This is a genomic window from Paraburkholderia sp. (assembly GCF_024281035.1).
Lineage (GTDB): Bacteria > Pseudomonadota > Gammaproteobacteria > Burkholderiales > Burkholderiaceae > Paraburkholderia.
In genome coordinates, this window is record NZ_JAMXLH010000048.1 from 1 (window position 1) to 26004 (window position 26004).

Here is a 26004-nt window from a genome sequence, read left to right on the forward strand (position 1 = left end):
GCGGCGGGCGCGGTGCTGGTCGCCAACGGCTTCGATGCCGCGCGGCTGTTGCCGGGTCTGCCGTTGCAGCCGAAGAAGGGGCATCTGCTCATCACCGACCGCTATCCCGGCACCGTGCGTCACCAGATCCTCGAACTCGGCTATATCAAGAGCGCGCACAACGCGAGCGGCACCTCGGTCGCGTTCAACGTGCAACCGCGCCCGACCGGGCAGCTGCTGATCGGCTCGTCGCGCCAGTTCGACACGGTCGATCCGGCGATCGATTCCGCCGTGCTTGCGCGCATGCTGGCGCGCGCCGCGCACTTTCTGCCGGGGCTGCGTGACCTCAACGCGATTCGCGCGTGGACGGGTTTTCGCCCGGCTTCGAGCGACGGCCTGCCGCTGATCGGACCGGCTGGCCCGTTCGCCGCGGACCTACATCCTGCGACCTGGGTCGCGGCCGGGCACGAAGGGCTCGGTGTGACGACGGCTCTTGCTACGGCCAGGCTCATCGCCGCCCAGATGAGCTACGGCACGACGCCGATCGACGCTTCCCCGTATCTGCCCGCGCGCTGTGCGCCACAGGAGGCCGCCCATGGCTGAGGCGCTTTTGGCGGTGACGGTGGACGGGCAAACGGTGCAAGTTGCGCCGGGCAGTTCCGTGGTGGCCGCTGTCGCGCAGGCGGCGCGAGTCGCGAAGACGGGCGTGATCACGCGCCGTTCGGTGAGTGGCGAGTTGCGCGGTCCGCTGTGCGGCATGGGCGTGTGCCAGGAGTGCCGCGTGACGATCGACGGCGTGCGGCATCGCCTCGCGTGCCAGACGCTCTGCGCAGAAGGCATGACGGTGTGCACCGGAAGGACCGAATCATGAATTTCGACATCCTTGTCGTCGGCGCCGGACCGGCCGGACTGAACGCGGCGTTGACCGCGGCGCAGGCCGGTGCGCGTGTCGGTCTCGTCGACGATAACGCGCTCGCGGGCGGACAGGTCTGGCGTCAGGGCCCGCACCATCGCGCCAGCGCTCCCGCACGCACGGTGCTCGACCGCATCGACACGCTTGTGCGGCGCGGCGCGCTCACGCAGCTGGCGGGCACACGCATCGTGCAGGCGCTGCCTGAACGGAAACTGCTCGCCGAAGACGCGCACGATGCGCGCGTGCTCGGTTATGACCGGCTCATCATCGCAAGCGGGGCGCGCGAGCGCTTCCTGCCTTATCCCGGCTGGACGCTGCCCGGCGTGACCGGAGCGGGCGGCTTGCAGGCGCTCGTGAAGGGCGGCATGGATGTGCGCGGCGAGCGCATCGTGATCGCGGGCAGCGGGCCGCTGCTGCTGGCGGCTGCAATCACCGCGCGCGCGCAGGGCGCCAGCGTTGTCGCGCTGGTCGAGCAGGCGGGCGCGGCTTCCGTACGTCGCTTCGCGGCGCAACTGGTCCACACGCCAGCGAAGCTCGGCCAGGCGCTGCGCATGCGTTTCGATCTGCGTGCGACGCCGTACTGGTGCGGCTCGTACGTGATCGAGGCGTGCGGCGAAACCCGGCTCACGCACGTGCGCGTGCAGCGCGGCAACGAAGAGGTCAGCGTGGAGTGCGATCGTCTCGCATGCGCGTACGGGCTCGTGCCGAATACGTCGCTGGGGGCCGAACTCGGTTGCCGGATCGACGATCAGCCGCTCGCCGGTGTGCGCGATAGCGTGATCGTCGTCGATGACTGGCAGGCGACGTCGGTCGAGCACGTGTATGCGGCCGGCGAGTGCACGGGCGTCGGGGGCATGGAGCTGTCGGCCGTGGAAGGGTGTATCGCGGCGCATGCCGCACTGGGGGAGCGCGCGCGCGCGCAGGCGCGCTTTGCCGAGCGCGAGCGTTACCGGCGTTTCGCCGCGCGTCTGTCTGAGGCTTTTGCGCTCGACGCGCGTCTACGCGATCTCGCGTCCCCGCAGACGACGTTCTGCCGCTGCGAAGACGTGGCATTCGGCGACGTCGCGCAGCATCGCTCGTGGCGCGATGCAAAACTTCATACCCGTTGCGGCATGGGACCGTGCCAGGGCAAGATATGCGGCACCGCCGCATCGTTCTGTTTCGGCTGGACGCAGGGCATACCGCGTCCGCCGCTCGCGCCGGCCCGGATCGGCACGCTGCTGGCGGCCCAGACCGAGGACTGAGCGCGACGCGCGGCGTATGCGTCGGTGGGGAAATGCGGGCTCGGCTCGTTGAGGCAAGCGGCACAATAAACGGCCGGTGCGCCCGCGTTTCGCCATCCCTTTCCATTCGTCGCCGCGTTCCTCACCGCGTTCTTCACCGCGGTCTACACTCATGGCCGATCAGGCGTTGCTCGTCGTCGCTGAAAACACCACGCTCGCGCAGATGGTGGCGCACTATGCGCTGCTGGAGCCCGTGTTCGACACCATGCCCGACGTGGCGTTCTTTGTAAAAGACCGGGAAGCCCGCTACGTGTTCGCGAACACGACGCTCGCAGCGCGCTGCGGCTTCAGGGACAAGCGTTCGCTGCTCGGCAAGACGGCTGCAGAGGTGTTTCCCTTGCGTTTCGGCGCGCTCTACACGGCGCAGGACGAGGCCATCATGCGCCAGGACAGCAAGCTCATCGACCAGCTCGAACTGCATCTCTATCCGGGGCGCCAGCCCGGCTGGTGCCTGACCACGAAGGTTCCGCTGCACGACGCGCAAGGCAACGTGCTGGGCCTCGCGGGCATTTCGCGCGACCTGCAGGCCGCGAAGGGCACGCATCATGCGTATCAGCGCCTCGCCATCGCCGCGCGCCACATCCAGGACAACTACGCGCAACCGCTCAAGGTGTCCCATCTCGCCGCGCTCACGCATCTGTCCGTGGCGCAGATCGAGCGTTATTTCCACAAGGTGTTTCATCTCACGCCGCGCCAGATGCTGCTGAAGACGCGGCTCGACGTGGCCTCCGATCTGCTCGCGGGCGAACTGAGCATCACGGATATCGCCACACGTTGCGGCTACAACGATCACAGCGCGTTCACGCGCCAGTTCAAGGCCACGGTCGGCATCACGCCGAGCCAGTATCGCGCGTTGCGGCATCCACGGGCGCGAGGCGGCAAGCCCGCCGATATCGCCGACGCCTGAGTTTTTTCTTTTCGTTCCGTCCGGCGTGCCTATGCGCAAAGCGGCCCATGACGGGCCGCTTCACTTATGGTTCAACGGGACGAACTAGTCTTGCAGACCTTTGGACCACTCGCGATACCAGTTGCGGAACAGGGCATATTGGCTTTCTGCATAGTTGCGCTGCGCGTCGCTGAGCACGTCCGTTTCGTTGAAATGGAGCGTGTACTCCTTGTCGCCATTCAGCACCATCAGATACTTGTAGAACAGGACCAGGTCCGTGCCTTCGTCGAACGACGACAAGACCGCGAGCGCCGTATCCAGTTCCATCGCGAGGCGCCGGGCCGTGACATCGCCGGCAGCCGCCTTCTTGCTCAACTTCACCAGTTGCAGCACTTCGCGCGGCAGTGCGTTGCCGATGCCGGTAATCGCACCCGTCGCACCGCAGTTCACGAAGCCATGGACGACCTGGGTATCGACGCCCGCCATCAGAATCACGTTGTCGTCTTGCGACGTAATGTTCTCGGCCGCGTAGCGCATGTCCGCGGCTCCGCCGAATTCCTTGAAGCCAACCAGATTGGGGAACTGGCGACGGAGTTCGAAGAACAGATCCGCGCGCGTGGCAAAGCCGTAGTAGGGGCTGTTGTAAATGACGGCGGGCAGCGCCGGTGCGGCCGCGAGAATCGCGGAGAAATGCGCCTTCTGCGCAGCAGGCGATGAACCGCGCGAGAGCACGCGCGGGATGACCATCAAGCCTTGCGCGCCGACTTTCGCAGCATGGGCCGCGTGCGAAACCGCTTCCTTCGAGTTCACCGCACCGGTGCCGACGACCGTCGGCACGCCCGCCGCCACGAGGCGCGCGACGCCTTCCTGGCGCTCGGACTCGGTGAGGAGCGGCCAGTCGCCCATCGAACCGCAATACACAACCGCGCTCATGCCGAGATCCACGAGTTCCCGTCCTTTGGCCACGAGAGCGTCGAAGTCCGGCTTGCGCGCGGCGGTGCAGGGGGTCATGAGTGCCGGGATCGTACCTTCGAAGATATTGGAAGACATCACGCGTTCCTGAATAGTCTGAAGAATTGGGAATTAAGGCCAATCACAGGCGCATCGGTGCAGTGATGCAGGGGAAGCGGCCGCGATGTGCCGATACTAATCCTCGCGTATATTTTATACAATCTATTTTTTTGGGGACTGCCGGAGCGGGCCTTTGCGGCGGCCTGCCGGCAAACACGGCGGCGATTGTGGATTGTCTTCGGCAGACGCGAACGCCAGGGTCGCCCACGCTTCGCATGGGGCAGACCTCGTCGTGGCGTAGAGATAAGCGAGGGTGTGGCGGGGCGTTAGAAGAGGCCGATATGGCCTTGGAGTCTCACGCCGAAAGACGTCGCCGCGACGCGATGAACTGCTTGAGCTCTTCGCAGGCGTTGTCGATGTGACGTTTCAGTAGCGCGGCGGCGCCCCGAATGTCGCCTGTTTTGCACAGCCGTACCAGTTCGTCGTGTTCTTCTTCGGCGCGTCTGGTGCTTTGCGCACTGAGGGAGAGCTGGAGGCGCGTGTAGCGGTCCGTTTGCTGCAGAAGCGAGTTGACGATCGCCAACGTGCGGGGCTGATCCGCCTTCGACATCAGGATCGCATGCAGACGGGTGTTCAGTTCACCCCATCGCGCCTGGTGCTGGGCATGCAATTCGCGTCGATATTCGGCGATGATGCCGTCCATTTCATCGAAATCCGCTGGCGTGAGCTTTGGTACGGATTTCTTCAGAAGACGCGGTTCGAGCAAACCGCGCAACTCGAATAGCTCGGCGATTTCGGAAATCGAAAGTTCCGACACCACAGCGCCCTTGTGAGGCACGCTCTTGACGAGCCCTTCGCCTTCCAGCTGGACGAGCGCCTCACGAATCGGAATACGGCTGATGCCCATTTCCACTGCGAGCGCGTCCTGTTTGAGCTGAAATCCCTCCGGATACTCGCCGGACATGATCCTCCGGCGCAACTCGTCGGCAGCCGCATCGGCGACCGTGATACTCCGAAGTTTGGACGATCCGCCTGCCATCGACATAGGACACACTCAATTCGTGCTGTTGAGAATTTCGGGTCGGCCCGAAGCGATCGTTGCAAACGTCGATCGCGTTGGAAATGTATAAATTATATCCCGGCCGTTTGCGGATATCGGCGACCCTCCGCTCGACACTTTCATCGACAGGGTTGCAACCGCTTTGGCGGGGAAGACTGCGGGAAGACCGCGGCTTCAGTGCGGTGCGTCGCCCGCGGGAGGCACGTCGCCGCCGGATTTCCGTGATTTTTCGTTCGTGTCGTCGTCGTTGCTGCGGGCCCAGAAAAAGCGATCCGGCAACCAGGCGCCCATGCCGGGCCGAAACGCGCGGCGCACGGCCTGATACACATACTCCTGGGCCTCGCGCACGGCTTCGGGCGGCTCCTGGCCGTTTGCCAGCAGCGCGGCGATGGCCGCGCCGAGCGTGTCGGTCAGGCCCAGCATCGGCTGCGTCGCACGGTCCCACAGATCCTGGCGCAACTGGCCGTCCTCGCAGAACAGCGTGTTGACCAGGCGATGCGTGCCCGTCTCCATCGAAAGGATGTATTCGCAACCAGTTGAGAGCAGATGCGCGATTGCCGCATCGACGCTGGGCGCTTCGGCGTCGCCGTCGGGCTGCGCGAGCGCGAGCAGCGTCGCGGCATCAGCGACGAGCAGCGTGGTTTGCGGCGCGAGCAGATCGGCAATGGCTTCGCGCAGTTCGTCGGCGGCGAGCACGTGTTCGTCGTCGAGCGTGAAGTCGGGGGCGAGGATGAGCGGGATGTCGTCGTAGTCGGCCACCACTTCGGCGATGGCGCTCACCACTTCCGCGCGCGTAGCCGCGCCCACCTTGAAGGCCGCGACGGGCATGTCCTCCAGCAGCATGCGGGCCTGGGTCGCGACGACTTCGGGGTCGAGCCCGGTGACTTCGTCGCAGCCCGCCGAATCGCGCACGGTATAGCCGGTGAGCACGCTCACGCCGTGGCAGCCCATGCTGGCGAGCGTGAGCAGGTCGGCTTGCAGGCCGCCCCCGCCGGTCGGATCGGAAAGGCCGAAGGTGAGGACGATGGGAGGCGTGTCGCTGGGCATGTGCGTGACGAGTGTGGAGTAGCGTGGCGCGGGAGCGCGCCGCGTCTCCAATTATGCGCATTATCGGCGCGTCCGGGGACGGATGAAGTTAGCGGCATGCGGGTTTTTGTGCGGCGCGGCGCCGCGCGCCCCGCAACTGATGCAAGACGATTACAGCAACCGGGTTGCTAGGCACAAAATCGGCAACACGGTACCATCATGGCTCTTGTCTCCCGACCATTTCTTTTGGACTTTTCGACGCGGCATAAGAATGGAATATAGAAGCTGGATGTGCCTGATCTGCGGCTGGATCTACGACGAAGCAGCCGGTTTGCCAGAGGAAGGCATCGCGCCCGGCACGCGCTGGGAGGATGTTCCGATCAACTGGACCTGTCCTGAGTGCGGTGCGCGCAAGGAGGATTTCGAGATGGTCCAGATCTGACGACGTGTACATAGGGCGCGCTGCTGGCGCGCCCTATGTACACACGTCTTTTGAGATAGCCGCTCAGATAGCCTGATCGCCGGCTGTCGCGCTGGCGTAAAGCCTCTCTTCGTCCGATTGCGAGCCGGGCTGTCCGGCATCCGGCGTGCTGCGCCGGGAGGCGGCACGCAGGCCGCCCTGGCCATCCTGGCCGCCGCATCGGTCCGCAATCGCTTTCGGCGCTGTCCTATGAACCTTCGTTCAACGTCCGTCGCCCGTTTCGAAGCCTTGCCCAATCCGCGCGGTGCGCATGTGCCGCTCGCGCGTGCCGCGCTCGCCGAGGCGCAGCGCGCGTTCGACACGCACGGCGACGTCCGCGGTGACGTCACTACGCCGCTGCTCCATGCCGGGCGTGCGTTGCGTGAAGCCGGATGGCTCGCAGCGGCACGTTTCGCCGACACGCTCCTGCTCGCGTCGCCTTTCGCGCTTTCGGCGCTCGGCGGGACAGCCGCGCCGCATGGCCAGCCGTCGCGCCACGCGGCGGCAGACGAGGGAGATGAAGCGGTGCGCACGCTTTTTCACGACGCGATCGCCGACTTGATGAGCGCGCTCGAGCGTCACAATCTGCGCGAGCTGTCGTGCTCACCGGCGCTCTATGCGCGGCAGCAGGCGCTTTTCGAACTCGTTGCCGAGCATACGCCGGGTGTGTCGCTCGCTTACGACGATGTCGCGCTGCTTGGCCGGCCCATCGCGTCCGCAACGCTGCGCGCGCAGCCCGCGCACAAGCTCGCACAGATCCGCGCGCGTTACGAGGCGGCGCTGCTGCCCGCGCTCAAGATGCGGCTCGCCAATGGCGGCCGTGCGGTGGCGGCGCTGGCCAACGCGGCGTTCGACGAGATGGACGCCTGTTTCGCCGAACTCGCCAGCCCCGACCCCTACGATTACTGGCGTCTCGCGGCGGCATGCGCGCGCGCGTTGCGGCTCGGCGCGACCTTGTGGGGCGACGACGAAATGCGGCGCTTCTACGCGCGCTGCAATCTACTGCTCGCGGATCAGTCGCATGGGCTGCGCGTCGCGCCACAATCGCTCGTGCGCACGACGCTCGCGCTTTTGTGGCGCGACTACGCGCTTTTCGGCGCGGCGGCCGAAGACACCGTCGACGTCGAACTACTGCACGATTACGGCCTGACTGTGGACTGGCATGTTGCCGGTACGCAGGCATCCGAGGCGCTCTGGGAGGCGGAAACCGCGCAGGCCGACGCCACGGCGTCGCGTGTCGCGCACACGCGCGAACTCGGCGTGCTCGCGCTCAACGCGAATGCGTACGAGGATTTCCTGCAGACGGCCGACGCTTCGATGGTCGCGCTGGCGGACCATGCCCGTGCGTGGTCCGGGCACGCGCAAAGCGATGCCGCCGAAGCGCTGCTCGCTGGCGACGCGGCATACCAGCTTGGCGCGGCGGCCTGGGCGCTGGGTCTTGGGCATGTCGGGCTGCTTGCCGACGCGCTCGGCCTCGCGTGGCGGCGCACCGCGCACGCGGCGGCAAGCGGGGCTGCAACCGGGGCGGCAACCGGGGCGACAACCGGCGCTGCGAGCGGGACGGGCGAGCCGTCGCGGGCGGCCAGCGCGATTTCGGCACCGGATAGCGCGGTGCTCGAGCAGGCGAGCGAAACGTTGCGCGCGATGCTGCACAAGATCGCGGCAGGCATCGCGCAACCGGATGCGACAGCTGCTGTGCGCGCGCTCGGCGCGGCAATCACGGGCGCGCGGGCGGCAGCCGGCCCTGTTGCTGCACCAGGCAATCCGCAACACTAGCGGGCACATTCGCGCACATCCGGGCGCACGCGGGCATCGAGCTTGCAGACAAGACGCATTGCCCGCCGCCTTCTCGCGCCCTTTCATCGTAGATCCGACGAAATGCTCCGATCGGCGCCATCGCCGTCCCAGGCGATTCGGGCGCGGTGCGCCTGCGTGTTAGAGTGAGCACCCAGCGGTAAGCATTGTGGCGGCAGGGCGCAGGGCGCCGGCACCTTCCAGGCGCGCCGGGCGGTCCCGCACACGGCGGCTCGAGGCACCCCAAGACACCCCGGCACGCCACCGCCATTCCGCATCGTCTTTGCTAGAATTCAAACCATGTCCAAGAGTAACGATCGCATCAATTTGACCAACCAGTTCCTGATCGCCATGCCCAACATGGCGGACCCCACGTTTTCAGGAACGGTGGTCTATCTTTGCGATCATTCCGAGCGCGGCGCGCTCGGTCTCGTCATCAACCGTCCCACGGACATCGATCTGCAGGCCCTCTTTTCCCGCATCGACCTCAAGCTCGAAATCGAGCCGCTCCTGCACGTACCCGTCTATTTCGGCGGCCCCGTGCAGACCGAGCGCGGCTTCGTGCTGCACGCGCCCGAGGAGGGCACGAGCTACACATCGTCGATGTCGGTGCCGGGCGGCCTCGAAATGACCACGTCGAAGGATGTGCTCGAAGCCGTCGCGAACGGCAAGGGCCCGGAGCGTTTCTTGCTGACGCTCGGCCACGCCGGATGGGGCGCCGGTCAGCTCGAAGACGAAATCTCGCGCAACGGCTGGCTCACGGTCGAGGCCGATCCGAAGATCGTCTTCGACGTGCCCGCCGAAGAGCGCTTCGATGCGGCGCTCGCGCTGCTCGGCATCTCGTCGTCGATGCTTTCGGGCGAAGCGGGTCACGCATGAGCGTGGCTACCGGGCGTGGCGCTGCTGAAGCCACCCTGCTCGCATTCGACTACGGCGAAAAACGCATCGGCGTCGCGCTCGGCAACGCACTCACGCATAGCGCCCGTGCGCTCACCGTGATTCAAAACCGCAGCCGCGACTATCGTTTCGAAGCCGTCGGCGCGCTGCTGCGCGAGTGGCAGCCCGATCTGCTCGTCGTCGGCTTGCCGTCACACCCCGACGGCACGCCGCACGCCATGACGCAGCAGGCCAAACGCTTCGGCAATCAACTGAACGGACGCTTCAATCTGCCGGTGGTGTGGGTGGACGAGCGCTATTCGTCTGTCGATGCCGAGGCGCGTCTGCGCGAACGCGGCGAAGGCAAGAACCAGCTCGACGCCGAAGCGGCCTGCGTGATCCTCCAGCAATACCTCGACGAACTCTCCGCTCCCACGCCATGAGCTCCAGCGACACGCTTGACGCCGAGGCGCTCTATCGCGCCGTCCTCGACCAGATCCGCGCTGCGTATCCCGCGGATGCATTCAGCGCGCCCGATGGCGTCGCGCTCGCGGGCATTCATAGCGGCGGGGCGTGGATCGCGGCGCGGCTTGCACGCGATCTCGGCGCGAGCGGATGGGGCGTCGTCAACGTCGCGCTTCATCGCGACGACTACGCCAAAAAAGGCCTGCACAGCCAGGCGAGCCCGACTTCGTTGCCGTTCGAAGTGGAGGGCCGCCGCATCGTGCTGGTCGACGACGTGCTGTACACGGGCCGCACCGTGCGTGCGGCGCTCAACGAACTGTACGACTACGGCCGCCCCGCCTCGGTCGAGCTGGCGGTGCTGGCCGACCGCGGCGGCCGTGAACTGCCGGTGGCGGCGCGCTTCGCAGGCGGCGCCGCGGAGGTGGCCGCCGACGCGACGCTCGTGCTCGAACGCGACGCCGACGGCCGTTTCGCGTTTCACGTCACGCCGGCGGGCGGCGCCTGATGGTGCACGATGGTGACTGATGGTGTCAGTTCGATCCGCGCGTCGCGTGCGTGTTGCGACGGCATCGACGTCGCACGCATTCCGTTCGACCCCGGCCCTGCATGCAAAGGACCTTAGCGATGAATTCCCAGTCCACTCCAGAATCCGCCGATAACGAACCCTTTCGCTACGGCTTCCTGAAGGGCAATCCGCAACTCACGAAGAACGGCGAACTCAAGCATCTGCTGACGATCGAGGGCCTGCCGCGCAGGATCGTCACGCACATTCTCGATACCGCCGAGCAGTTCGTGAGCGTGACCGACCGCGATGTGAAGAAGGTGCCGCTTCTGCGCGGCAAGTCGGTGTTCAATCTGTTCTTCGAGAACTCGACGCGCACGCGCACGACCTTCGAAATCGCGGCTAAACGCCTTTCGGCGGACGTGCTGAACCTGAACATCAATGCATCGTCGACGAGCAAGGGCGAAACGCTGCTCGACACGATCGGCAATCTCTCCGCGATGCACGCCGACATGTTCGTCGTGCGCCATGCGTCGAGCGGCGCGCCGTATCTGATCGCCGAGCATTGCGCGCCGCATGTGCATGTGATCAACGCGGGCGACGGCCGTCACGCGCATCCCACGCAGGGGCTGCTCGACATGTACACGATCCGCCACTACAAACGCGATTTCACGAACCTGCGCGTGGCGATCGTCGGCGACATCCTGCACTCGCGCGTCGCGCGCTCGGACATTCATGCGCTCACGACGCTCGGCGTGCCCGAAGTGCGCGCGATCGGGCCGCGCACGCTGTTGCCCGGCGGGCTCGAACAAATGGGCGTACGTGTCTTTCACAACCTCGACGAGGGGCTGAAGGACGTCGACGTCATCATCATGCTGCGCCTGCAGAACGAACGCATGAGCGGTGCGCTTTTGCCTTCGGCGCAGGAGTATTTCAAAAGCTGGGGCCTCACGCCCGAGCGGCTCGCGCTGGCCCGTCCCGATGCGATCGTGATGCATCCGGGGCCGATGAACCGCGGCGTCGAGATCGACTCGCAGGTCGCGGACGGTCCGCAATCGGTGATCCTCGATCAGGTGAGCTTCGGCATTGCGGTGCGCATGGCCGTGATGAGCATCGTTGCGGGCACAAGCGAGTGAACCGGTCAATCAACAAGGGCAGCGCATGAAGATCCATATTCAGGGCGGGACGCTGATCGACCCCGCGGCCGGTACCGAAACGAAGCAGGACGTGTATATCGCGCACGGCAAGATCGTCGCGCTGGGTGCGGCTCCGGAAGGCTTTGAGGCGGACAGAACCCTCGATGCGAAAGGGCACTATGTTGCGCCTGGCTTCGTCGATCTGTGCGCGCGTCTGCGCGAGCCCGGCTACGAACACAAGGCGACACTCGAATCGGAAATGGCCGCGGCGCTCGCGGGCGGCGTGACGAGCCTCGTGTGCATGCCCGACACCGATCCCGTGCTCGACGAAGCGGGTCTGATCGAGATGCTCAAGTATCGCGCGGGCAAGCTCGAACGCGCGCGCGTCCATCCGCTTGGCGCGCTCACCGTGGGGCTGAAGGGCCAGGTGATCACGGAGATGGTGTCGCTTACCGAAGCCGGTTGCATCGGATTCACGCAAGCCGATCAGCCTATCGCCGACACGCAGGTTTTGTTGCGCGCGCTCCAGTATGCGAGCACGTATGGCTACGCGGCGTGGCTGCGTCCGCAGGATGCGTATCTCTCGAAGGGCGGCGTGGCGGCGAGCGGCGCGGTGGCGTCGCGGCTTGGCCTCGCAGGCGTGCCCGTCAGCGCGGAGACGATCGCGCTGCATACGCTCTTCGAACTGATGCGCGTGACGGGCGCGCGCGTGCATGTCATGCATCTCTCGTCGGCGGCGGGCGTCGAGCTCGTGCGTGCGGCGAAGGCCGAAGGACTGCCGGTGACCTGCGATGTGAGCGCGAACCACGTGCATCTGATCGACATGGACATCGGCTATTTCGATGCGCAGTTCCGGGTCGACCCGCCGCTGCGTCAGCAGCGCGACCGCGAAGCGATTCGCGCGGGACTTGCCGACGGCACAATCGATGCAATCTGTTCGGACCACACGCCCGTGGACGACGACGAAAAGCTCCTGCCGTTCGCCGAGGCGACGCCGGGCGCGACCGGCCTCGAACTCTTGCTTTCGCTTACGGTGAAGTGGGCGCAGGAGGCGCGCGTGCCGCTCGCGCAGGCGCTTGCGCGCATCACGTCGGCGCCCGCGGCAGCCATGAAGCTTGACGCCGGCCGTATTGAAGTGGGCGCGGATGCGGATCTCTGCGTATTCGATGCCCACGCGCACTGGCACGTCGCGCCGCGCGCGCTCAAGAGCCAGGGGCACAACACGCCGTTTCTCGGTTACGAACTGCCCGCTGTCGTGCGCGCTACGCTCGTCGCCGGGCGAATCGGTTTCGAGCGCACCTGAATCCGTCTGCGACACATCCCTCGACACGCACCTCAATCGATATCGTTTTCGTCTGATTCGCCATGAGTCTCTTCGTTCGCAAGGCCCGATTGCTCGTCCATCTGCTGCGTGGCGCGTTGACTGTCGCACTGCGCTTTCCGCGTGCAAGCGCCGACGAACGCCACGCCATGAACCGCGCGTGGTCGCTCAAGATGCTCGCGCTGTGCGGCATGAAGCTCGTCGTCCACAACGACGCGGCCCGCATCGATGCGGGCGCGCTCGTGGTGAGCAACCACATTTCGTGGATCGACATCTACGTCATCAACGCGTGGCGGCCGACGCCGTTCGTCTCGAAGGCCGAGATCCGCAACTGGCCGCTGATCGGCTGGTTTGCGAAGAATCTCGATACCGTGTTCGTCGAACGCGAGAAGCGCAGCGACGCGCGGCGCATCATGCACGAACTGGCGGCCCGGCTCGAACGCGGCGAACTGATGTGTGTGTTCCCCGAAGGCACGACATCGGACGGGGGCGCGCTCAAACCGTTTCATACGAACATGTTTCAGGCGGCGGTGTCGGCGGGCAGGCCGGTGCAGCCGCTCTGCATCTTTTACGAGGATGCGCAGGGGCGGCAGTCGCTCGCGCCTGCGTATATCGACGACGTATCGCTCAAGGCGTCGCTCGATGCGATCTTGAATGACGGGCCGCTGACCGCGCACGTCTATGTGGGCGAGGCGATTCCGCCGCAGGACGACCGGCGCAAGCTGGCTGCGCAGGCGGAGGCGGCGGTGGGGCTGGCGTTGGAGACAATGCGTGCGGAGCCGTCGGCGCATCCGCATAGCGCGGCGCAGGCGACTTGACGCCGGAAGGCGTGCGCCTGCGCGAATTCGGGTGATCTAGCCGTTCGTCGCGCGGCAACTCTCGCACGGGACCTGCGTGAGGATGCGCTCGTGCGGATCGTCGACGAGATGGATTGCCGAAAGCTGCTCACCCCAAACGCAGCCAGAGTCGAGACCGATCAGGTTCTTGCGCAAGGTGAGGCCAAGCGCGGCCCAATGGCCGAAGACTACCGTGATGTTTTCGGTTTTGCGCCCGGGCACGTCGAACCACGGCATGAAACCCGGCGGCGCGGAATCGATACCGCCGCTAGACGAGAAGTCCATTACGCCGTCGCGATCGCAAAAGCGCATGCGCGTGAGCGCACTGCACGTCACGCGCAGGCGATCGATGCCTTTCAGGTCCTTTGACCAGCGATTCGGCTCGTTGCCGTAGAGGCCTGCGAGCGTCTCGCGCCAGCTGTCGCGGCGTAACGCTTTTTCAAGTTCGCGCGCGAGTTCCATCGTGAGGTCGACGTCCCACTGCGGCAATACTCCCGCATGCACCATCAGCATGCCGTTCTCGTAGTGCGCGATTGGGCGGTGGCGCACCCAGTGCAGCAAGTCTTCCGCGTCGGGCGCGTTCAGGATGTCGTCGATGGTGTCGCCCTTTTTCGACTTGCGAATGCCCGCCGACACCGAAAGCAGATGCAGATCGTGATTGCCTAGCACGGCTACGCTACGCTCGCCTAGATCGATGACTTCGCGCAGCGTCTCAAGAGACGCAGGCCCGCGATTGATCAGGTCGCCCGCGAACCAGAGCGGCGTGTCGGGGGACGGTGCAGCTTTGGACAGCAGTTCGCGAAATGGTGAGAGGCAGCCCTGGAGGTCGCCGAAAGCGAGGGGGGGCGGAAGCGGATCGTGCTTGATCATTGAAGCGAAAACGGGTGCGAATTGGGCTTAGGGCGGTGTGGTGGAGCGCCAGAGGATCGGGTGACGGTATCACAGGAGAACGATGGGGGTGTGATGAACGTCGGGTGAATCGTTTGCGTAAGGCTATTTTGACATAATGTAGCCTCCGCCTGATTTCAGGTTGGGTGGGGTCGGGCGGAAATTATCAAGCTGTTTCTGGATGTTAGGGCTATGGCGTTCGCTCGACCGCCCCGTATAATTGCCGTTAATAAATCAGAGTCAGAGTATGCGGTTTGGATTAACCTCGGTATTGTCTCGCGAATAGTCCATTTTTCAGCATTCGTCTGAGCGTCCGGCGACGGGGGGAGCGCTGGACGTGTCCGCGTATTCGCGCCAACAAAGGGAGTTCCATGATCCTCATAACGGGAGGTGCCGGCTTTATCGGCGCCAATTTTGTGCTTGACTGGTTGCGTCAATCCGACGAAGCCGTTTTGAACGTGGACAAGTTGACCTACGCGGGCAATCTGGGAACGTTGCAATCGCTGCGGGGCAATCCGAAGCACGTGTTTGCGCGCCAGGATATTTGCGACACTGCGGCGCTGGACGCACTTTTTACGGAACACCGGCCGCGCGCTGTTCTGCATTTCGCGGCGGAAAGCCATGTCGATCGCTCAATTCATGGCCCGGCGGATTTTGTTCAGACCAATGTGGTTGGTACTTTTGCGCTGCTAGAAGCCGCGCGCAAGTACTGGAATGGCCTTCCTGAGGGTGAAAAGACCGCATTCCGTTTCCTGCACGTCTCGACGGACGAAGTTTTCGGCTCGCTTTCGCCGACGGACCCCCAATTCTCCGAAACGACTCCCTATGCGCCGAACAGTCCGTATTCGGCAACCAAGGCCGGTTCGGACCACCTCGTGCGCGCGTATCACCATACGTATGGGTTGCCGACGCTCACCACGAACTGTTCGAACAACTACGGTCCGTATCAGTTTCCAGAAAAGCTCATTCCGCTGATGATTGCCAACGCGCTTGCCGGCAAGCCGCTGCCCGTGTATGGCGATGGCCAGAACGTGCGTGACTGGCTCTATGTGGGGGACCATTGCAGCGCGATTCGCGAAGTCCTCGCGCGCGGAAAGGTGGGCGAGACGTACAACGTGGGCGGCTGGAACGAAAAGAAGAACCTCGAAGTCGTGCATACGCTGTGCGACCTGCTCGACGGACTGCGTCCGAAGGCTGAGGGCTCGTACCGAGAGCAGATTAGCTATGTGAAGGACCGCCCCGGCCACGATCGCCGCTACGCGATCGACGCGCGCAAGCTCGAGCGCGAACTGGGTTGGAAGCCGGCGGAGACGTTCGAAACGGGCATGGCGAAGACCGTGCGCTGGTATCTCGACAACCAGGCGTGGGTCGACGAAGTGGCTTCCGGCGATTACCGAAAGTGGGTTGAGACCAACTACGCGCAGCGCGCGTAAAGGTACCGTCATGGCGCGCAAGGGCATTATTCTCGCTGGCGGGTCCGGAACCCGTCTATATCCTATAACCCACGTCGTATCGAAGCAGTTGTTGCCGGTCTACGACAAGCCGATGATCTACTATCCGCTGTCCACGCTGATGGTGGCGGGTATTCGTGACGTCCTGATCATCTCCACGCCGCAAGACACGCCGCGCTTCGAGGCAATGCTCGGCGACGGCAGTCAGTGGGGCATGAACATCCAGTATGCGGTGCAGCCGTCGCCCGATGGTTTGGCACAAGCTTTCATCATTGGCCGCGATTTCGTGGGCAACGATACGTCGGCGCTGATTCTCGGCGACAACATTTTTTACGGACACGACCTCGCGAAATCACTTGAGCGCGCCAACGGGCAGAAAGATGGCGCAACCGTGTTCGCGTATCACGTGCACGATCCGGAACGCTACGGCGTGGTGGAGTTCGACAAGCAGTTCCGGGCCCTGTCGATTGAAGAAAAGCCGGCGAAACCGCGTTCCAACTACGCGGTCACAGGCCTGTACTTCTACGACAAGCAGGTCTGCGATATCGCGGCGGATATCAAGCCTTCGCCGCGCGGCGAACTCGAGATCACCGATGTCAATTCGCGCTATCTCGCGAACGGCGCGCTCAATGTGGAGATCATGGGGCGCGGTTATGCGTGGCTCGATACCGGCACCCACGATTCGCTGATCGAGGCGGCAACGTTCATTGCCACGCTGCAAAAGCGGCAGGGACTGGTGGTCGCGTGCCCCGAGGAGATTGCGTTCCGGCAGCGCTGGATCAGCCCGGGGCAGCTTGAGACGTTGGCCGCTCCGCTGTTGAAAAACGCCTATGGGCGCTATCTGCAAAATCTACTTTCGGACCCCTTGGCATGGCCATCAATGTAATTGCGACCGCTTTGCCGGACGTGAAGATCATCGAGCCCAAAGTGTTCGGTGACGAGCGAGGCTACTTTTACGAAAGCTTCAATGCGCGTGACTTTGCGAGCGAAACGGGCGCTCGTGCAGAGTTTGTCCAGGACAACCATTCGCGCTCAGTGAAGGGCGTGCTGCGCGGCTTGCATTACCAGATTCAGCACCCGCAGGGAAAGCTGGTGCGCGTGGTGAGCGGCGAAGTGTGGGACGTCGTGGTGGACATCCGCCGCAGTTCGCCGGGCTTCGGCAAGTGGGTGGGCGTGTACCTGTCCGCCGACAACAAGCGCCAACTGTGGGTGCCTCCCGGATTCGCACACGGTTTCTGCGTGACCTCGGAAAGCGCGGAGTTTCTTTACAAGACAACCGACTACTGGTTTCCCGAGCACGAGCGTAGCCTGCTGTGGAACGACCCGGCGCTCGGGATCGAATGGCCGCTCGACGGCGCGCCTCAGGTTGCCGCGAAAGATGCGGCAGGGCGGCCGCTCGCCGAAGCAGAGGTATTCGCGTGAGGATTATGCTGACTGGCCGCAACGGGCAGGTCGGATGGGAGCTTCGTCGTGCGCTGGCGCCGCTTGGCGAGGTGGTCGCGTTTGATCGCAACGAAGCCGATCTGGCGAAACCGGAGACGCTGGCGCAGCTGGTCGCTTCGGTGCGCCCGCACGTGATCGTCAATGCAGCGGCCTATACGTCCGTTGACAATGCGCAGACCGACGCGGCACTCGCACATCGGGTGAACGCTGAAGCGGTCGGCGTGCTGGCAGAGGCCGCACGCGAGCAGAACGCGCTGATGATCCACTACTCGACCGATTACGTGTTTGACGGATCGTCGAGCACGCCGTACGTCGAGACTGATCCGGTGGCGCCGTTGAACGTTTACGGTGCGAGCAAGCTGGCCGGTGAGCGGGCAATTGAAAACGCGGCCGGAGACTGGCTCACGCTGCGGACCACGTGGGTGTACGGGCCGCGCGGCCGCAACTTCTTGCGAACCATGTTGCGCGTGGCCGGCGAGCGCGAGAGCCTGCGCGTGGTGGCGGATCAGCATGGTGCACCGACCTCGGCGCGCATGATCGCGGATCTGACGGCCCATGTGGTGGCGCAGGCGCAGCGTGAGCGCAATGCCGGCGAATTCGAGTCTGGCTTGTTCCACATGACCGCCGCGGGTCAGACGACATGGCACGAATTCGCAAGGGCGATCATCGAGGGCGCGCGCGCGTCCGGGAAGATGGCGATCAAGGCGACCTCGATCGAGCCGATATCGTCGGACGAATATCCGACGCCGGCGCGCCGTCCGCTGTACTCCATCCTCGACAACGATAGGTTCGACCGGCGCTTCGGGCTCGGTCGCCTCGATTGGCGCGAAGGGCTCGCGCTGGCTCTGGGCGATCTTCTGGAGCAGTAAGCGCGTTCGGTATCGAAAATAGGAACAGGTATGGAATCACCAAATCGACTCCTGCATCCGCTAGCAGTCGTGTACTCGCTCACGGAGAACTGGCATCTCATCGTGGAGTTCGTCAAACGCGAGGTTGCTGGCCGCTACAAGGGTTCGTTTCTCGGACTCTTTTGGTCGTTCATTACGCCGTTGTTGATGTTGAGCATCTACACGTTTGTGTTTGGCTTCGTGTTCAAGTCGAGATGGCGGGCTGGCTCCACCGATCACATTGAATTTGCCGTTGTCATGTTCGTCGGCGTGCTTACGCACACCTTGCTCTCAGAGTGTTTGACTCGTGCGCCGATGCTTGTTGTCGGCAATCCGAACTACGTCAAGAAGGTGGTCTTTCCGCTGCAGACGCTGCCGTGGATTGCGATTGGAACAGCCCTGTTCCATATGCTGGTGGCGTCGGTGATCCTGTTAGTCGCGATCCTGCTTTGGCAAGGTCATATTCCCTGGACGGTGATTTTCGTGCCGGTGATCCTGCTGCCCTTTGTCGTCCTGACAGCGGGTCTCGTCTGGTTCCTGGCGTCCTTCGGGGTGTTCATGCGCGACCTGGGACAGGTGATGGGTATCGTGTCGTCCTTGCTCATGTTCATGGCCCCCGTCTTTTATCCGCTCTCGTCGGTGCCGCAGCGTCTGCAAGCGATCATCATGCTGAACCCGCTCACTTTCGTCATCGATCAGATTCGCACAGTTGCCATTTGGGGCGGTCAGGTCAACTGGGCCGGTTGGCTTTTGTACTCGGCGATTGCATACGTGGTCGCATCGCTCGGCCTTCTCTGGTTTGAAAAAACGCGCAAAGGGTTCGCCGATGTCCTCTAATGCTGCTCAGCCAACCGCAGTAGAGGTCAAGGGCCTCAGCAAGCGATACGAGATTTATTCGGACCCGCAAGATCGTCTCAAGCAGATGATCTTTCCGCGTGTGTCGCGATTGTTCGGCAGACAGCCGAAAGAGTATTTCCGTGAATTCTGGGCGCTTCGCAAGGTCGACCTGACGATCGAGCGCGGGGAGACCGTTGCGATCATCGGACAGAACGGTTCCGGCAAATCGACATTTCTCCAGCTTGTCTGCGGCACGCTTTTCCCGACAGAAGGGCAGGTGACGCGTAATGGTCGTGTCGCTGCACTACTTGAACTTGGCGCCGGTTTTAACCCCGAGTTCACCGGCGAAGAGAATGTTTATCTAAGCGGCATGCTTTATGGGCTCACCGAAAAGCAACTGAAAGAGCGCTACGACTCCATTATCGAGTTTGCGGAGATTGGCGATTTTGTGTCGCAGCCGGTGAAGACTTATTCGAGCGGCATGTACGTCCGACTGGCATTCGCCATTGCGGCACACGTCGACGCGGATGTCCTGGTGGTCGATGAAGCACTGTCGGTCGGCGACGTGCGTTTTACGCAGAAGTGCATGCGGTTCTTGCGCGGATTTCAGAAGACAGGAACGCTGCTGTTCGTGAGCCACGATGTCGGCGCGGTAACGAGCCTGTGCTCCCGCGCTGTCTGGCTCGATCATGGTTCGGTGCGCATGGATGGATCGGCCAAAGAAGTGGTCGAGGCTTATCTGGCCGAGCAGCATGTGCTCGATCGCAAGGCTCAGGGCGTAGCCGTGACCGCGGCGAAGTCCGAGCGGGCCCGGGCCAAAATGAAAGCACTTGATGTGGTCGATCCGCGGCTCGATCAATTGAGGCCAGCGAACTCGATCAAGGTGTTTGAATTCGATCCGGAGGCGCACGAGAGCGCATTCGGTGCAGGTGGTGCCTCGATCGTCGACGTTTCACTGATCGACGAAGACAGCCGGCAGACCCAACTCATGCAGGGTGGGGAACTGGTTACCCTGCAATTGAAAGTCGCTGTCCACAAGCAGATGGCGGGATTGATATTTGGTTTCTACGTGAAGGATAGGTTGGGACAACGCCTGTTCGGCGACAATTCGCACCTGAGTTACGAAGACGTCATTGAAGGAAGTGAGGGTGAAGTGTTCATTGCCTCATTCCGGTTCCGCATGCCGATTCTGCCGGTTGGCGCGTACTCCATTGACGCAGCCGTTGCATCCGGCACCCAGGACGATCACACACAACAGCATTGGCTACACGACGCGTTGCAGTTCCGTACAGTCGACAGCACAATGCGTCACGGCTTAATCGGCATCCCTATGCTGAGCATTAGCGTCGAAAAAGAGAGGTCACTGGCGTGATCGAGTTCACCGGCGAACGGTATGTCCCGACCGAAGAAGGGGACATGCGCTATGAACATTTGCACCGGTACGGTTGGGCCGCGCAGACCGTCAAGGGTTTGCATGTGCTGGACATTGCCTGTGGCGAAGGGTACGGCTCGGCAATTCTGGCCAAATACGCTAAGGATGTGACGGGCGTAGACATTTCGCATGAGGCGGTCGAGCATGCAGTCGCGCGCTACGGTGATGTCAGGAATCTCTCGTTCAGGCAGGGAAGCGCAACGGCGATTCCGCTGGCTGACGCGAGCGTGGATGCGGTCGTCTCGTTCGAGACGCTCGAACACCTGACGCAGCACGATGAAATGCTTGCGGAGATTCACCGCGTACTAAAGCCGGGTGGTTTTCTTATCCTGTCGTCGCCCAACAAGCAGGTGTACTCGGACGATCGTAACTTCAAGAACGAGTTTCACGTCCGGGAGCTGTATTTTGCCGAACTCGACGCGCTGGTGAAACGCTATTTCAGCGGCGTCACGTACTATGGCCAGCGCCTTGCTACGAGTTCGGTGATACTCCCGGAAGACCGCCAGGACGCAGCGTATTCCGCACTGACGCTCGATCAGGCCGGCGTAACGGTGCGGACACCGAAACTCGACGCGATCATGTATTTTCTGGCCGTCTGCTCGAAGGATGCTGAGCACGGACAGCCCAGGCTGGAGGCATCGGTCTTCTTTGAAGAGGGCAGCGATCTCTATAGCCGGCAAGAGGAACTCGCGGCGTGGGCGAATCGCCAGAACCGCGAAATCGACGCGCGCGACAAGGAAATCCGCCGGTTGCAAGCCGAATTTGATGACCGGACGGCTTGGGCCTTGTCGCTCGACGAGGAGCTTCAGCGGCTGAAATCGACCAGGAAAGGTGACAGCTCGGCTGTTCTTGAGCGGTATGACGCAATTCGCCACGTGCAAGACGAACTCCATGCGGAACTCGGCTATGTTCAGGGCGAACTGGCAAGGCTCCAGGCATCCACTTCATGGAAGATCACGCGCCCGTTGCGCGGCTTGATGCGGCTCGTCCGAGGCGATTTTTCGCCGATACTGCGGCCGCTTCGCCCCCATGCCAAACGCTGGGCGCGGGAGGCTTACAAGTCGCTGCCTCTCAATCACCGGCAAAAGAACACACTTGCAAGTGCGTTATTTCGCGTTGCCGGGCCGCTGTTCGAAGGCGTGGTGTTTTACGAAACATGGAAGCGCCAACGCGCGCCGTTGCCCCAGATTCTAGGGCGCCCGAAAATCAAGCCGGAAGAGTTCGACTCGATCCTCGCTGCCTTGAAGCTGCCGGTGGTGGAGAATCCACTGGTCTCGGTTGTCATACCGGCTTACGGTAATTTGCCGTACACGCTTGCGTGCGTTCGGTCAATCGTCGAGCATATGCCGGCGGTTCCGATCGAAGTTATCGTTGCGGAAGACGCGTCGGGAGACACGGACATTCTGCGCATGCAAGAGATCCCGGGTCTTCGCTTTGTGTCGAATCCGAAGAATCTGGGTTTCATCCGTTCGTGCAATTACGCCGCGACGCACGCTCGTGGCGATTTCGTCTACTTCCTGAACAACGATACGGAAGTTATGCCCGGCTGGCTCGACTCGATGGTCGCGCTGTTCGACACGCGTCCGGATTGCGGCATGGTCGGCTCCAAGCTTGTCTATCCCGATGGCCGTCTGCAGGAAGCGGGCGGAATCATGTGGAAGGACGGCTCCGCGTGGAATTTCGGACGTCTCGACGACCCGTCCAGGAGCGCCTACAACTACGTCAAGGAAATCGACTATTCATCGGGCGCGTCGTTGTTGCTTCGAAGGGAGCTATGGAACGAACTGGGAGGATTCGACGAGCACTATGTGCCGGCCTACTGCGAAGATTCCGATCTGGCATTCAAGGTCCGTCAGGCGGGTAAGAAGGTCTACTACCAGCCGGAATCGGTCATTGTCCACTACGAAGGGGTCTCGAACGGAACGGACACGGGCTCGGGCATCAAGGCCTACCAGGTCGAGAATCAGAAGAAGTTTCGCGAACGTTGGCACGAGGTACTCAACGCGCAGCACTTCGACAACGGCACGCACCTGAGCGCGGCGCGTGATCGCACGCGCAACCGCAAGACCGTTCTGATCGTCGACCACTATGTTCCGCAGCCCGATCGCGATGCGGGTTCGCGTTCGCTTATCTGCTTCATTCGCGTGTTCCTCGAGATGGGGCTCAACGTCAAGTTCTGGCCGCAGAATCTCTGGTACGACGAAGTCTATGTGAAGCCGCTGCAGCAAATGGGTGTCGAGATCTTTTACGGCCCGCAGTTCATCGACGGCTTTGAAGAATGGATCAAGAATACCGATCAGACCATCGACTTCGCATTTTTGAATCGTCCACATATCAGCGAGTCGTTCATCGAGCCGTTGCGCAAGTACGCACCGGCTGCCAGGTTGCTCTACTACGGCCACGACCTGCACTTCGAGCGTACCTTGAAGCAGGCGGAGGTATCGGGCGAGCAGAAATTGCTGCGCCAGGCTGAGCGCGAGCGTCAGCTCGAGCTGAAAGTCTGGAACGCGGTCGATCGGGTGTATTACCCGTCGGCAACGGAAGCCGATACCGTCAACAAGATGGCGCCCGACGTGGCGGCGCGTGTGTTGCCGCCTTACTTTTTCGAGCCGCGTCCGGATAGCGAGAACGAGGAAACGTTGCATGAGCGCAGCCAGATTGTGTTCGTTGCCGGATTTGGTCATCCGCCCAACGTTGACGCAGCGAAGTGGCTCGTGAACGAAATCATGCCGCGCATTAGTGCCGAACTGCCGCATATTCAGCTTTCGTTGGTCGGCTCCAATCCGACCGACGAGGTGAAGGCGCTGGCCGGACCTCAGGTGGTGGTGACCGGGTATGTGACCGACGAGCGGCTGGCCGAACTGTATGAGCTCGCCCGCGTGGCCGTGGTGCCGTTGCGCTTTGGCGCGGGCGTAAAGAACAAGGTTGTTGAGGCAATGAATTTTGGCACGCCGCTAGTGACGACTCCCGTCGGCATTCAGGGACTGGCGGGTCTCGAAGACATTCTGCCTGTGACCGACGACCCGTCTGTGTTTGCCTCCAGCGTGATCGAACTGGTGCGCAATGACGCGAACTGGTTCCGTGTTGCAGAGGCGGGGCGCGCTTACGTTGCCGCGAACTTCTCGAGCGCGGCAATTCGTGAGGTGTTTGCGCAGGATCTGGATTTCAACCATTGATTTATCGCTTATGACGACCTCTTACGTACCGGGAACGGTGCGCGCGCGCGCGCCGCTGCGACTTGGACTTGCTGGCGGCGGCACGGACGTTTCGCCGTATTCCGACGATTTCGGCGGGCTGGTGCTGAACGCCACCATTGACAAGTTCGCGTACGCGACGATTACGCCTCGCCAGGACGGCATCGTCGAGCTGGTGGCCGCGGACAACTCCGTGCACTGGTTGGGTGCGGCTGCGGCCTCGCTCGATCTGGTCAAGGGGCTGGAGCTGCACGTCGGCGTGTACAACCGTATCGTTCGTGACTACAACGCGGGAGTGCCACTGTCCGTCCATGTGACGACGCACTCCGAAGCGCCGCCTGGATCGGGGCTGGGCTCGTCGTCGACGATGGTGGTGGCGTTGGTCCACGCCTTCGTTGAGTACCTGCAGATTCCGCTCGGCGAATATGACATCGCGCAACTTGCTTACGATATCGAACGCGTGGATCTTGCGTTTGCCGGTGGCAAGCAGGACCAGTACGCGGCCACGTTTGGCGGCTTCAATTTCATGGAGTTCTACAAGGACCGGGTGATCGTCAACCCGCTGCGCGTGAAGCATTCGGTGCGCGCGGAACTGGAGTCCTCGTTGGTGTTGTTTTACACGGGTGTGTCCCGCGAGTCCGCGCGGATCATTCAGCAGCAAACAGATAGCGTGAGGAGCGGCAACTCGACGTCGCTCGACGCATTGCACCGTGTGAAGGAAGAAGCGGTAAAAATGAAAGAAGCCATCCTCAAGGGTGACTTCGACAGTTTCGCTGAGTCGATGCGTCTCTCGTGGATCTCGAAGAAGCTGATGGCGACCAGCATTAGCAACGCGAGCATTGACGCAATTTACGACGCGGCAATTGCGGCTGGCGCACGTGCGGGTAAAGTGTCCGGGGCCGGTGGCGGCGGTTTCATGATGTTCATCGTTGACCCGACAAAGCGACCCGACGTGATTCGCGCCCTTGCACAATTCAACGGTCAGGTATTTACCTGCAATTTCACAGAACACGGTACGTATTCCTGGAGGACCTAATGAAAGATACGATCCGGAATGAAATATCGAAGGCGATCGACCTCTTTACTGCGATACACGCCGACGAAGTCCTGCTGGATAAGGTTGCCGGTTTCGCACAGAAGATCGTCGACACGTTCAAATCCGGCAACAAGGTGTTGATCGCCGGCAATGGCGGTAGCGCCGCCGATGCGCAGCACATTGCGGGCGAATTTGTCAGCCGCTTTAACTTCGACCGCCCCGGTTTGCCCGCGTTTGCGTTGACCACCGACACTTCGGCATTGACCGCCATCGGCAACGACTACGGCTACGAGAAAGTGTTTGCGCGCCAGGTCCAGTCCGGCGGCGTCAAGGGCGACTTATTCTGGGGCATCTCGACGTCGGGTAAGTCGCCGAACGTCCTGCTCGCCATGGAAGAGGCCCGCAAGAAGGGTATGTACGTTGCAGGCTTCACCGGCGCAAGCGGGAATGCGATGCTCGAGTTGAGTGACGTGTGCATTGAAGTGCCGTCGCGGTCGACGCCGAAGATTCAGGAAGGTCATATCCTGCTGGCGCACATCATTTGTGGTCTGGTTGAATCGAGCATGTTTAGCCCGGCATGATTCCCGCAATTGTTCTCGCTGGCGGACTCGGTACGCGCCTTCGTTCCGTTGTGCCTGATCTGCCTAAGCCGATGGCTGCAGTGGCGGGTAAGCCGTTTCTGTGGTGGGTTCTGCGCCGTCTCGAGCAGCAGGGTATTGCGGATGTCTACTTGTCCGTTGGCTACAAGCGCGACGTGATTGAGGACTACTTCGGTGACACCTTCGGGGCACTGAAGGTGCACTACGTCATCGAAGATGAGCCGCTCGGTACGGGCGGAGCCATTGCTCGGGCGATCGCTCAGATTGGTGGCGACGAAGCGTTCGTGCTCAACGGCGACACGATGACCATTGTCGATTTCGACGACCTGCGCGCCGCGGGCGCATCGGGTGAGGCCGACGTCGTCATGGCGGTGGCGCAACTCGACGACGTGGCCCGCTACGGTGCGGTTGATTTCGAAGCCGCTGTGCCGCGTCGGGTTACCGCATTCCGCGAGAAGGGGCAGACTGGTGCGGGCTACATCAACGCTGGGGTCTATCTGGTCAAGCGCGCTTCGTTCATGGGCTATGTGAATCAGGAGCGTTTCTCGTTCGAGCAGGATTTTTTGCATGCTCATCTTGCCGAACTTCAGGTGCACGCGGTTCCGGCCGTTAGCCAGTTGATCGATATTGGTGTGCCGGAAGATTACGCGCTGGCGCAGACGCTCGTACCGCAGATGGTGGCTTGAGAC

At 62.7% G+C, this 26004-nt stretch carries 26 protein-coding genes; 22 read left to right on the forward strand and 4 right to left on the reverse strand.

Annotated features, from left to right (window positions below; all coding sequences use genetic code 11):
• The 4 genes from Q0L30_RS14735 to Q0L30_RS14750 form a co-directional block, all read left to right on the forward strand.
• Positions 1 to 582: FAD-binding oxidoreductase (locus Q0L30_RS14735; protein WP_296657611.1), on the forward strand; the 582-nt coding region annotated here is incomplete at its 5' end.
• Positions 575 to 850 (forward strand): 2Fe-2S iron-sulfur cluster-binding protein, encoded by a 276-nt coding sequence (locus Q0L30_RS14740; protein ID WP_296657613.1) that lies wholly within the window; start codon positions 575 to 577, stop codon positions 848 to 850. The genes Q0L30_RS14735 and Q0L30_RS14740, both read left to right, overlap by 8 nt.
• The gene (locus tag Q0L30_RS14745; RefSeq protein ID WP_296657616.1) at positions 847 to 2136 is read left to right on the forward strand and encodes an FAD-dependent oxidoreductase; all 1290 of its coding nucleotides are present in this window, start codon (positions 847 to 849) and stop codon (positions 2134 to 2136) included. The genes Q0L30_RS14740 and Q0L30_RS14745 overlap by 4 nt, the downstream gene beginning before the upstream one ends.
• Before the next feature lie 151 nt (positions 2137 to 2287).
• A complete protein-coding gene (locus Q0L30_RS14750; protein ID WP_296657618.1) occupies positions 2288 to 3082 on the forward strand; it encodes an AraC family transcriptional regulator in 795 nt (264 codons plus the stop codon).
• A gap of 84 nt (positions 3083 to 3166) precedes the next feature.
• Here Q0L30_RS14750 and Q0L30_RS14755 read toward each other — a convergent pair whose 3' ends face one another.
• From Q0L30_RS14755 to Q0L30_RS14765, 3 genes are all read right to left on the reverse strand, one after another.
• A complete protein-coding gene (locus Q0L30_RS14755; RefSeq protein ID WP_293040832.1) occupies positions 3167 to 4111 on the reverse strand; it encodes a dihydrodipicolinate synthase family protein in 945 nt (314 codons plus the stop codon).
• A gap of 316 nt (positions 4112 to 4427) precedes the next feature.
• Positions 4428 to 5111 carry a GntR family transcriptional regulator gene (locus Q0L30_RS14760; protein WP_296658029.1) on the reverse strand — a complete coding sequence of 228 codons (684 nt, stop codon included), beginning with the start codon at positions 5109 to 5111 and terminating at the stop codon, positions 4428 to 4430.
• Positions 5112 to 5306: 195 nt separating this feature from the next.
• A complete protein-coding gene (locus Q0L30_RS14765) occupies positions 5307 to 6179 on the reverse strand; it encodes a hydroxymethylpyrimidine/phosphomethylpyrimidine kinase (protein WP_296657621.1) in 873 nt (290 codons plus the stop codon).
• 250 nt (positions 6180 to 6429) lie between these two features.
• Between Q0L30_RS14765 and Q0L30_RS14770 the strand changes: the two genes are divergently transcribed.
• The 8 genes from Q0L30_RS14770 (at position 6430) to Q0L30_RS14805 (ending at position 13530) form a co-directional block, all read left to right on the forward strand.
• On the forward strand, positions 6430 to 6600 hold the full coding sequence (locus Q0L30_RS14770) for a rubredoxin (RefSeq protein WP_293040836.1): 171 nt from the start codon (positions 6430 to 6432) through the stop codon (positions 6598 to 6600).
• Positions 6601 to 6828: 228 nt separating this feature from the next.
• Positions 6829 to 8394, forward strand: a complete 1566-nt coding sequence (locus Q0L30_RS14775; protein WP_296657623.1) for a hypothetical protein — start codon at positions 6829 to 6831, stop codon at positions 8392 to 8394.
• Between the two features lie 318 nt (positions 8395 to 8712).
• A complete protein-coding gene (locus Q0L30_RS14780; RefSeq protein WP_296657626.1) occupies positions 8713 to 9291 on the forward strand; it encodes a YqgE/AlgH family protein in 579 nt (192 codons plus the stop codon).
• Positions 9288 to 9731 (forward strand): Holliday junction resolvase RuvX, encoded by a 444-nt coding sequence (gene ruvX, locus Q0L30_RS14785; protein ID WP_296657627.1) that lies wholly within the window; start codon positions 9288 to 9290, stop codon positions 9729 to 9731. The genes Q0L30_RS14780 and ruvX overlap by 4 nt, the downstream gene beginning before the upstream one ends.
• Positions 9728 to 10258 carry a bifunctional pyr operon transcriptional regulator/uracil phosphoribosyltransferase PyrR gene (gene pyrR, locus Q0L30_RS14790; RefSeq protein ID WP_296657630.1) on the forward strand — a complete coding sequence of 177 codons (531 nt, stop codon included), beginning with the start codon at positions 9728 to 9730 and terminating at the stop codon, positions 10256 to 10258. The genes ruvX and pyrR overlap by 4 nt, the downstream gene beginning before the upstream one ends.
• A gap of 119 nt (positions 10259 to 10377) precedes the next feature.
• Complete coding sequence (locus tag Q0L30_RS14795; RefSeq protein WP_296657632.1) at positions 10378 to 11391, forward strand: aspartate carbamoyltransferase catalytic subunit; 1014 nt, start codon at positions 10378 to 10380, stop codon at positions 11389 to 11391.
• Positions 11392 to 11416: 25 nt separating this feature from the next.
• Entirely contained in the window at positions 11417 to 12694 is a 1278-nt protein-coding gene (locus Q0L30_RS14800; RefSeq protein WP_296657635.1) for a dihydroorotase, read from the forward strand.
• A gap of 62 nt (positions 12695 to 12756) precedes the next feature.
• Entirely contained in the window at positions 12757 to 13530 is a 774-nt protein-coding gene (locus Q0L30_RS14805; protein ID WP_296657638.1) for a 1-acyl-sn-glycerol-3-phosphate acyltransferase, read from the forward strand.
• A gap of 36 nt (positions 13531 to 13566) precedes the next feature.
• Here the strand turns inward: Q0L30_RS14805 and Q0L30_RS14810 are convergent, their stop codons facing one another.
• Positions 13567 to 14418 carry a symmetrical bis(5'-nucleosyl)-tetraphosphatase gene (locus Q0L30_RS14810; protein WP_296657642.1) on the reverse strand — a complete coding sequence of 284 codons (852 nt, stop codon included), beginning with the start codon at positions 14416 to 14418 and terminating at the stop codon, positions 13567 to 13569.
• Positions 14419 to 14807: 389 nt separating this feature from the next.
• On the opposite strand from Q0L30_RS14810, the gene rfbB reads away from it, so the two are divergent.
• From rfbB to Q0L30_RS14860, 10 genes are read left to right on the forward strand one after another with little or no spacing between them, the layout of a single operon-like run.
• Positions 14808 to 15869, forward strand: coding sequence for a dTDP-glucose 4,6-dehydratase (gene rfbB, locus Q0L30_RS14815; RefSeq protein WP_296657644.1), 1062 nt, complete (start codon positions 14808 to 14810; stop codon positions 15867 to 15869).
• Between the two features lie 10 nt (positions 15870 to 15879).
• The gene (gene rfbA / locus Q0L30_RS14820; RefSeq protein WP_296657647.1) at positions 15880 to 16773 is read left to right on the forward strand and encodes a glucose-1-phosphate thymidylyltransferase RfbA; all 894 of its coding nucleotides are present in this window, start codon (positions 15880 to 15882) and stop codon (positions 16771 to 16773) included.
• Entirely contained in the window at positions 16758 to 17309 is a 552-nt protein-coding gene (rfbC, locus tag Q0L30_RS14825) for a dTDP-4-dehydrorhamnose 3,5-epimerase (RefSeq protein ID WP_296657649.1), read from the forward strand. The genes rfbA and rfbC overlap by 16 nt, the downstream gene beginning before the upstream one ends.
• Positions 17306 to 18199, forward strand: a complete 894-nt coding sequence (rfbD, locus tag Q0L30_RS14830) for a dTDP-4-dehydrorhamnose reductase (RefSeq protein ID WP_296658031.1) — start codon at positions 17306 to 17308, stop codon at positions 18197 to 18199. The genes rfbC and rfbD overlap by 4 nt, the downstream gene beginning before the upstream one ends.
• Before the next feature lie 30 nt (positions 18200 to 18229).
• The gene (locus Q0L30_RS14835) at positions 18230 to 19054 is read left to right on the forward strand and encodes an ABC transporter permease (protein WP_296657657.1); all 825 of its coding nucleotides are present in this window, start codon (positions 18230 to 18232) and stop codon (positions 19052 to 19054) included.
• Positions 19044 to 20426, forward strand: a complete 1383-nt coding sequence (locus Q0L30_RS14840; protein ID WP_296657660.1) for an ABC transporter ATP-binding protein — start codon at positions 19044 to 19046, stop codon at positions 20424 to 20426. The genes Q0L30_RS14835 and Q0L30_RS14840 overlap by 11 nt, the downstream gene beginning before the upstream one ends.
• The gene (locus Q0L30_RS14845; protein ID WP_296657663.1) at positions 20423 to 23662 is read left to right on the forward strand and encodes a methyltransferase domain-containing protein; all 3240 of its coding nucleotides are present in this window, start codon (positions 20423 to 20425) and stop codon (positions 23660 to 23662) included. Before Q0L30_RS14840 ends, Q0L30_RS14845 begins: the two co-directional genes overlap by 4 nt.
• A 10-nt stretch (positions 23663 to 23672) precedes the next feature.
• Positions 23673 to 24716, forward strand: a complete 1044-nt coding sequence (locus tag Q0L30_RS14850; RefSeq protein ID WP_296657666.1) for a dehydrogenase — start codon at positions 23673 to 23675, stop codon at positions 24714 to 24716.
• Positions 24716 to 25297: an SIS domain-containing protein gene (locus Q0L30_RS14855; RefSeq protein WP_296657668.1), complete on the forward strand. Its 582-nt coding sequence runs from the start codon at positions 24716 to 24718 to the stop codon at positions 25295 to 25297. Before Q0L30_RS14850 ends, Q0L30_RS14855 begins: the two co-directional genes overlap by 1 nt.
• The gene (locus tag Q0L30_RS14860) at positions 25294 to 26001 is read left to right on the forward strand and encodes a nucleotidyltransferase family protein (RefSeq protein WP_296657671.1); all 708 of its coding nucleotides are present in this window, start codon (positions 25294 to 25296) and stop codon (positions 25999 to 26001) included. Before Q0L30_RS14855 ends, Q0L30_RS14860 begins: the two co-directional genes overlap by 4 nt.
• The last annotated feature ends 3 nt before the right edge of the window (positions 26002 to 26004 follow it).

Coding starts and splice junctions, on each gene's coding strand:
- Q0L30_RS14740 (WP_296657613.1), top strand. CDS start 575: ATGGCTGAGGCGCTTTTGGCGGTGACGGTGGACGGGCAAACGGTGCAA.
- Q0L30_RS14745 (WP_296657616.1), top strand. CDS start 847: ATGAATTTCGACATCCTTGTCGTCGGCGCCGGACCGGCCGGACTGAAC.
- Q0L30_RS14750 (WP_296657618.1), top strand. CDS start 2,288: ATGGCCGATCAGGCGTTGCTCGTCGTCGCTGAAAACACCACGCTCGCG.
- Q0L30_RS14755 (WP_293040832.1), bottom strand. CDS start 4,111: ATGTCTTCCAATATCTTCGAAGGTACGATCCCGGCACTCATGACCCCC.
- Q0L30_RS14760 (WP_296658029.1), bottom strand. CDS start 5,111: ATGGCAGGCGGATCGTCCAAACTTCGGAGTATCACGGTCGCCGATGCG.
- Q0L30_RS14765 (WP_296657621.1), bottom strand. CDS start 6,179: ATGCCCAGCGACACGCCTCCCATCGTCCTCACCTTCGGCCTTTCCGAT.
- Q0L30_RS14770 (WP_293040836.1), top strand. CDS start 6,430: ATGGAATATAGAAGCTGGATGTGCCTGATCTGCGGCTGGATCTACGAC.
- Q0L30_RS14775 (WP_296657623.1), top strand. CDS start 6,829: ATGAACCTTCGTTCAACGTCCGTCGCCCGTTTCGAAGCCTTGCCCAAT.
- Q0L30_RS14780 (WP_296657626.1), top strand. CDS start 8,713: ATGTCCAAGAGTAACGATCGCATCAATTTGACCAACCAGTTCCTGATC.
- ruvX (WP_296657627.1), top strand. CDS start 9,288: ATGAGCGTGGCTACCGGGCGTGGCGCTGCTGAAGCCACCCTGCTCGCA.
- pyrR (WP_296657630.1), top strand. CDS start 9,728: ATGAGCTCCAGCGACACGCTTGACGCCGAGGCGCTCTATCGCGCCGTC.
- Q0L30_RS14795 (WP_296657632.1), top strand. CDS start 10,378: ATGAATTCCCAGTCCACTCCAGAATCCGCCGATAACGAACCCTTTCGC.
- Q0L30_RS14800 (WP_296657635.1), top strand. CDS start 11,417: ATGAAGATCCATATTCAGGGCGGGACGCTGATCGACCCCGCGGCCGGT.
- Q0L30_RS14805 (WP_296657638.1), top strand. CDS start 12,757: ATGAGTCTCTTCGTTCGCAAGGCCCGATTGCTCGTCCATCTGCTGCGT.
- Q0L30_RS14810 (WP_296657642.1), bottom strand. CDS start 14,418: ATGATCAAGCACGATCCGCTTCCGCCCCCCCTCGCTTTCGGCGACCTC.
- rfbB (WP_296657644.1), top strand. CDS start 14,808: ATGATCCTCATAACGGGAGGTGCCGGCTTTATCGGCGCCAATTTTGTG.
- rfbA (WP_296657647.1), top strand. CDS start 15,880: ATGGCGCGCAAGGGCATTATTCTCGCTGGCGGGTCCGGAACCCGTCTA.
- rfbC (WP_296657649.1), top strand. CDS start 16,758: ATGGCCATCAATGTAATTGCGACCGCTTTGCCGGACGTGAAGATCATC.
- Q0L30_RS14835 (WP_296657657.1), top strand. CDS start 18,230: ATGGAATCACCAAATCGACTCCTGCATCCGCTAGCAGTCGTGTACTCG.
- Q0L30_RS14840 (WP_296657660.1), top strand. CDS start 19,044: ATGTCCTCTAATGCTGCTCAGCCAACCGCAGTAGAGGTCAAGGGCCTC.
- Q0L30_RS14850 (WP_296657666.1), top strand. CDS start 23,673: ATGACGACCTCTTACGTACCGGGAACGGTGCGCGCGCGCGCGCCGCTG.
- Q0L30_RS14855 (WP_296657668.1), top strand. CDS start 24,716: ATGAAAGATACGATCCGGAATGAAATATCGAAGGCGATCGACCTCTTT.
- Q0L30_RS14860 (WP_296657671.1), top strand. CDS start 25,294: ATGATTCCCGCAATTGTTCTCGCTGGCGGACTCGGTACGCGCCTTCGT.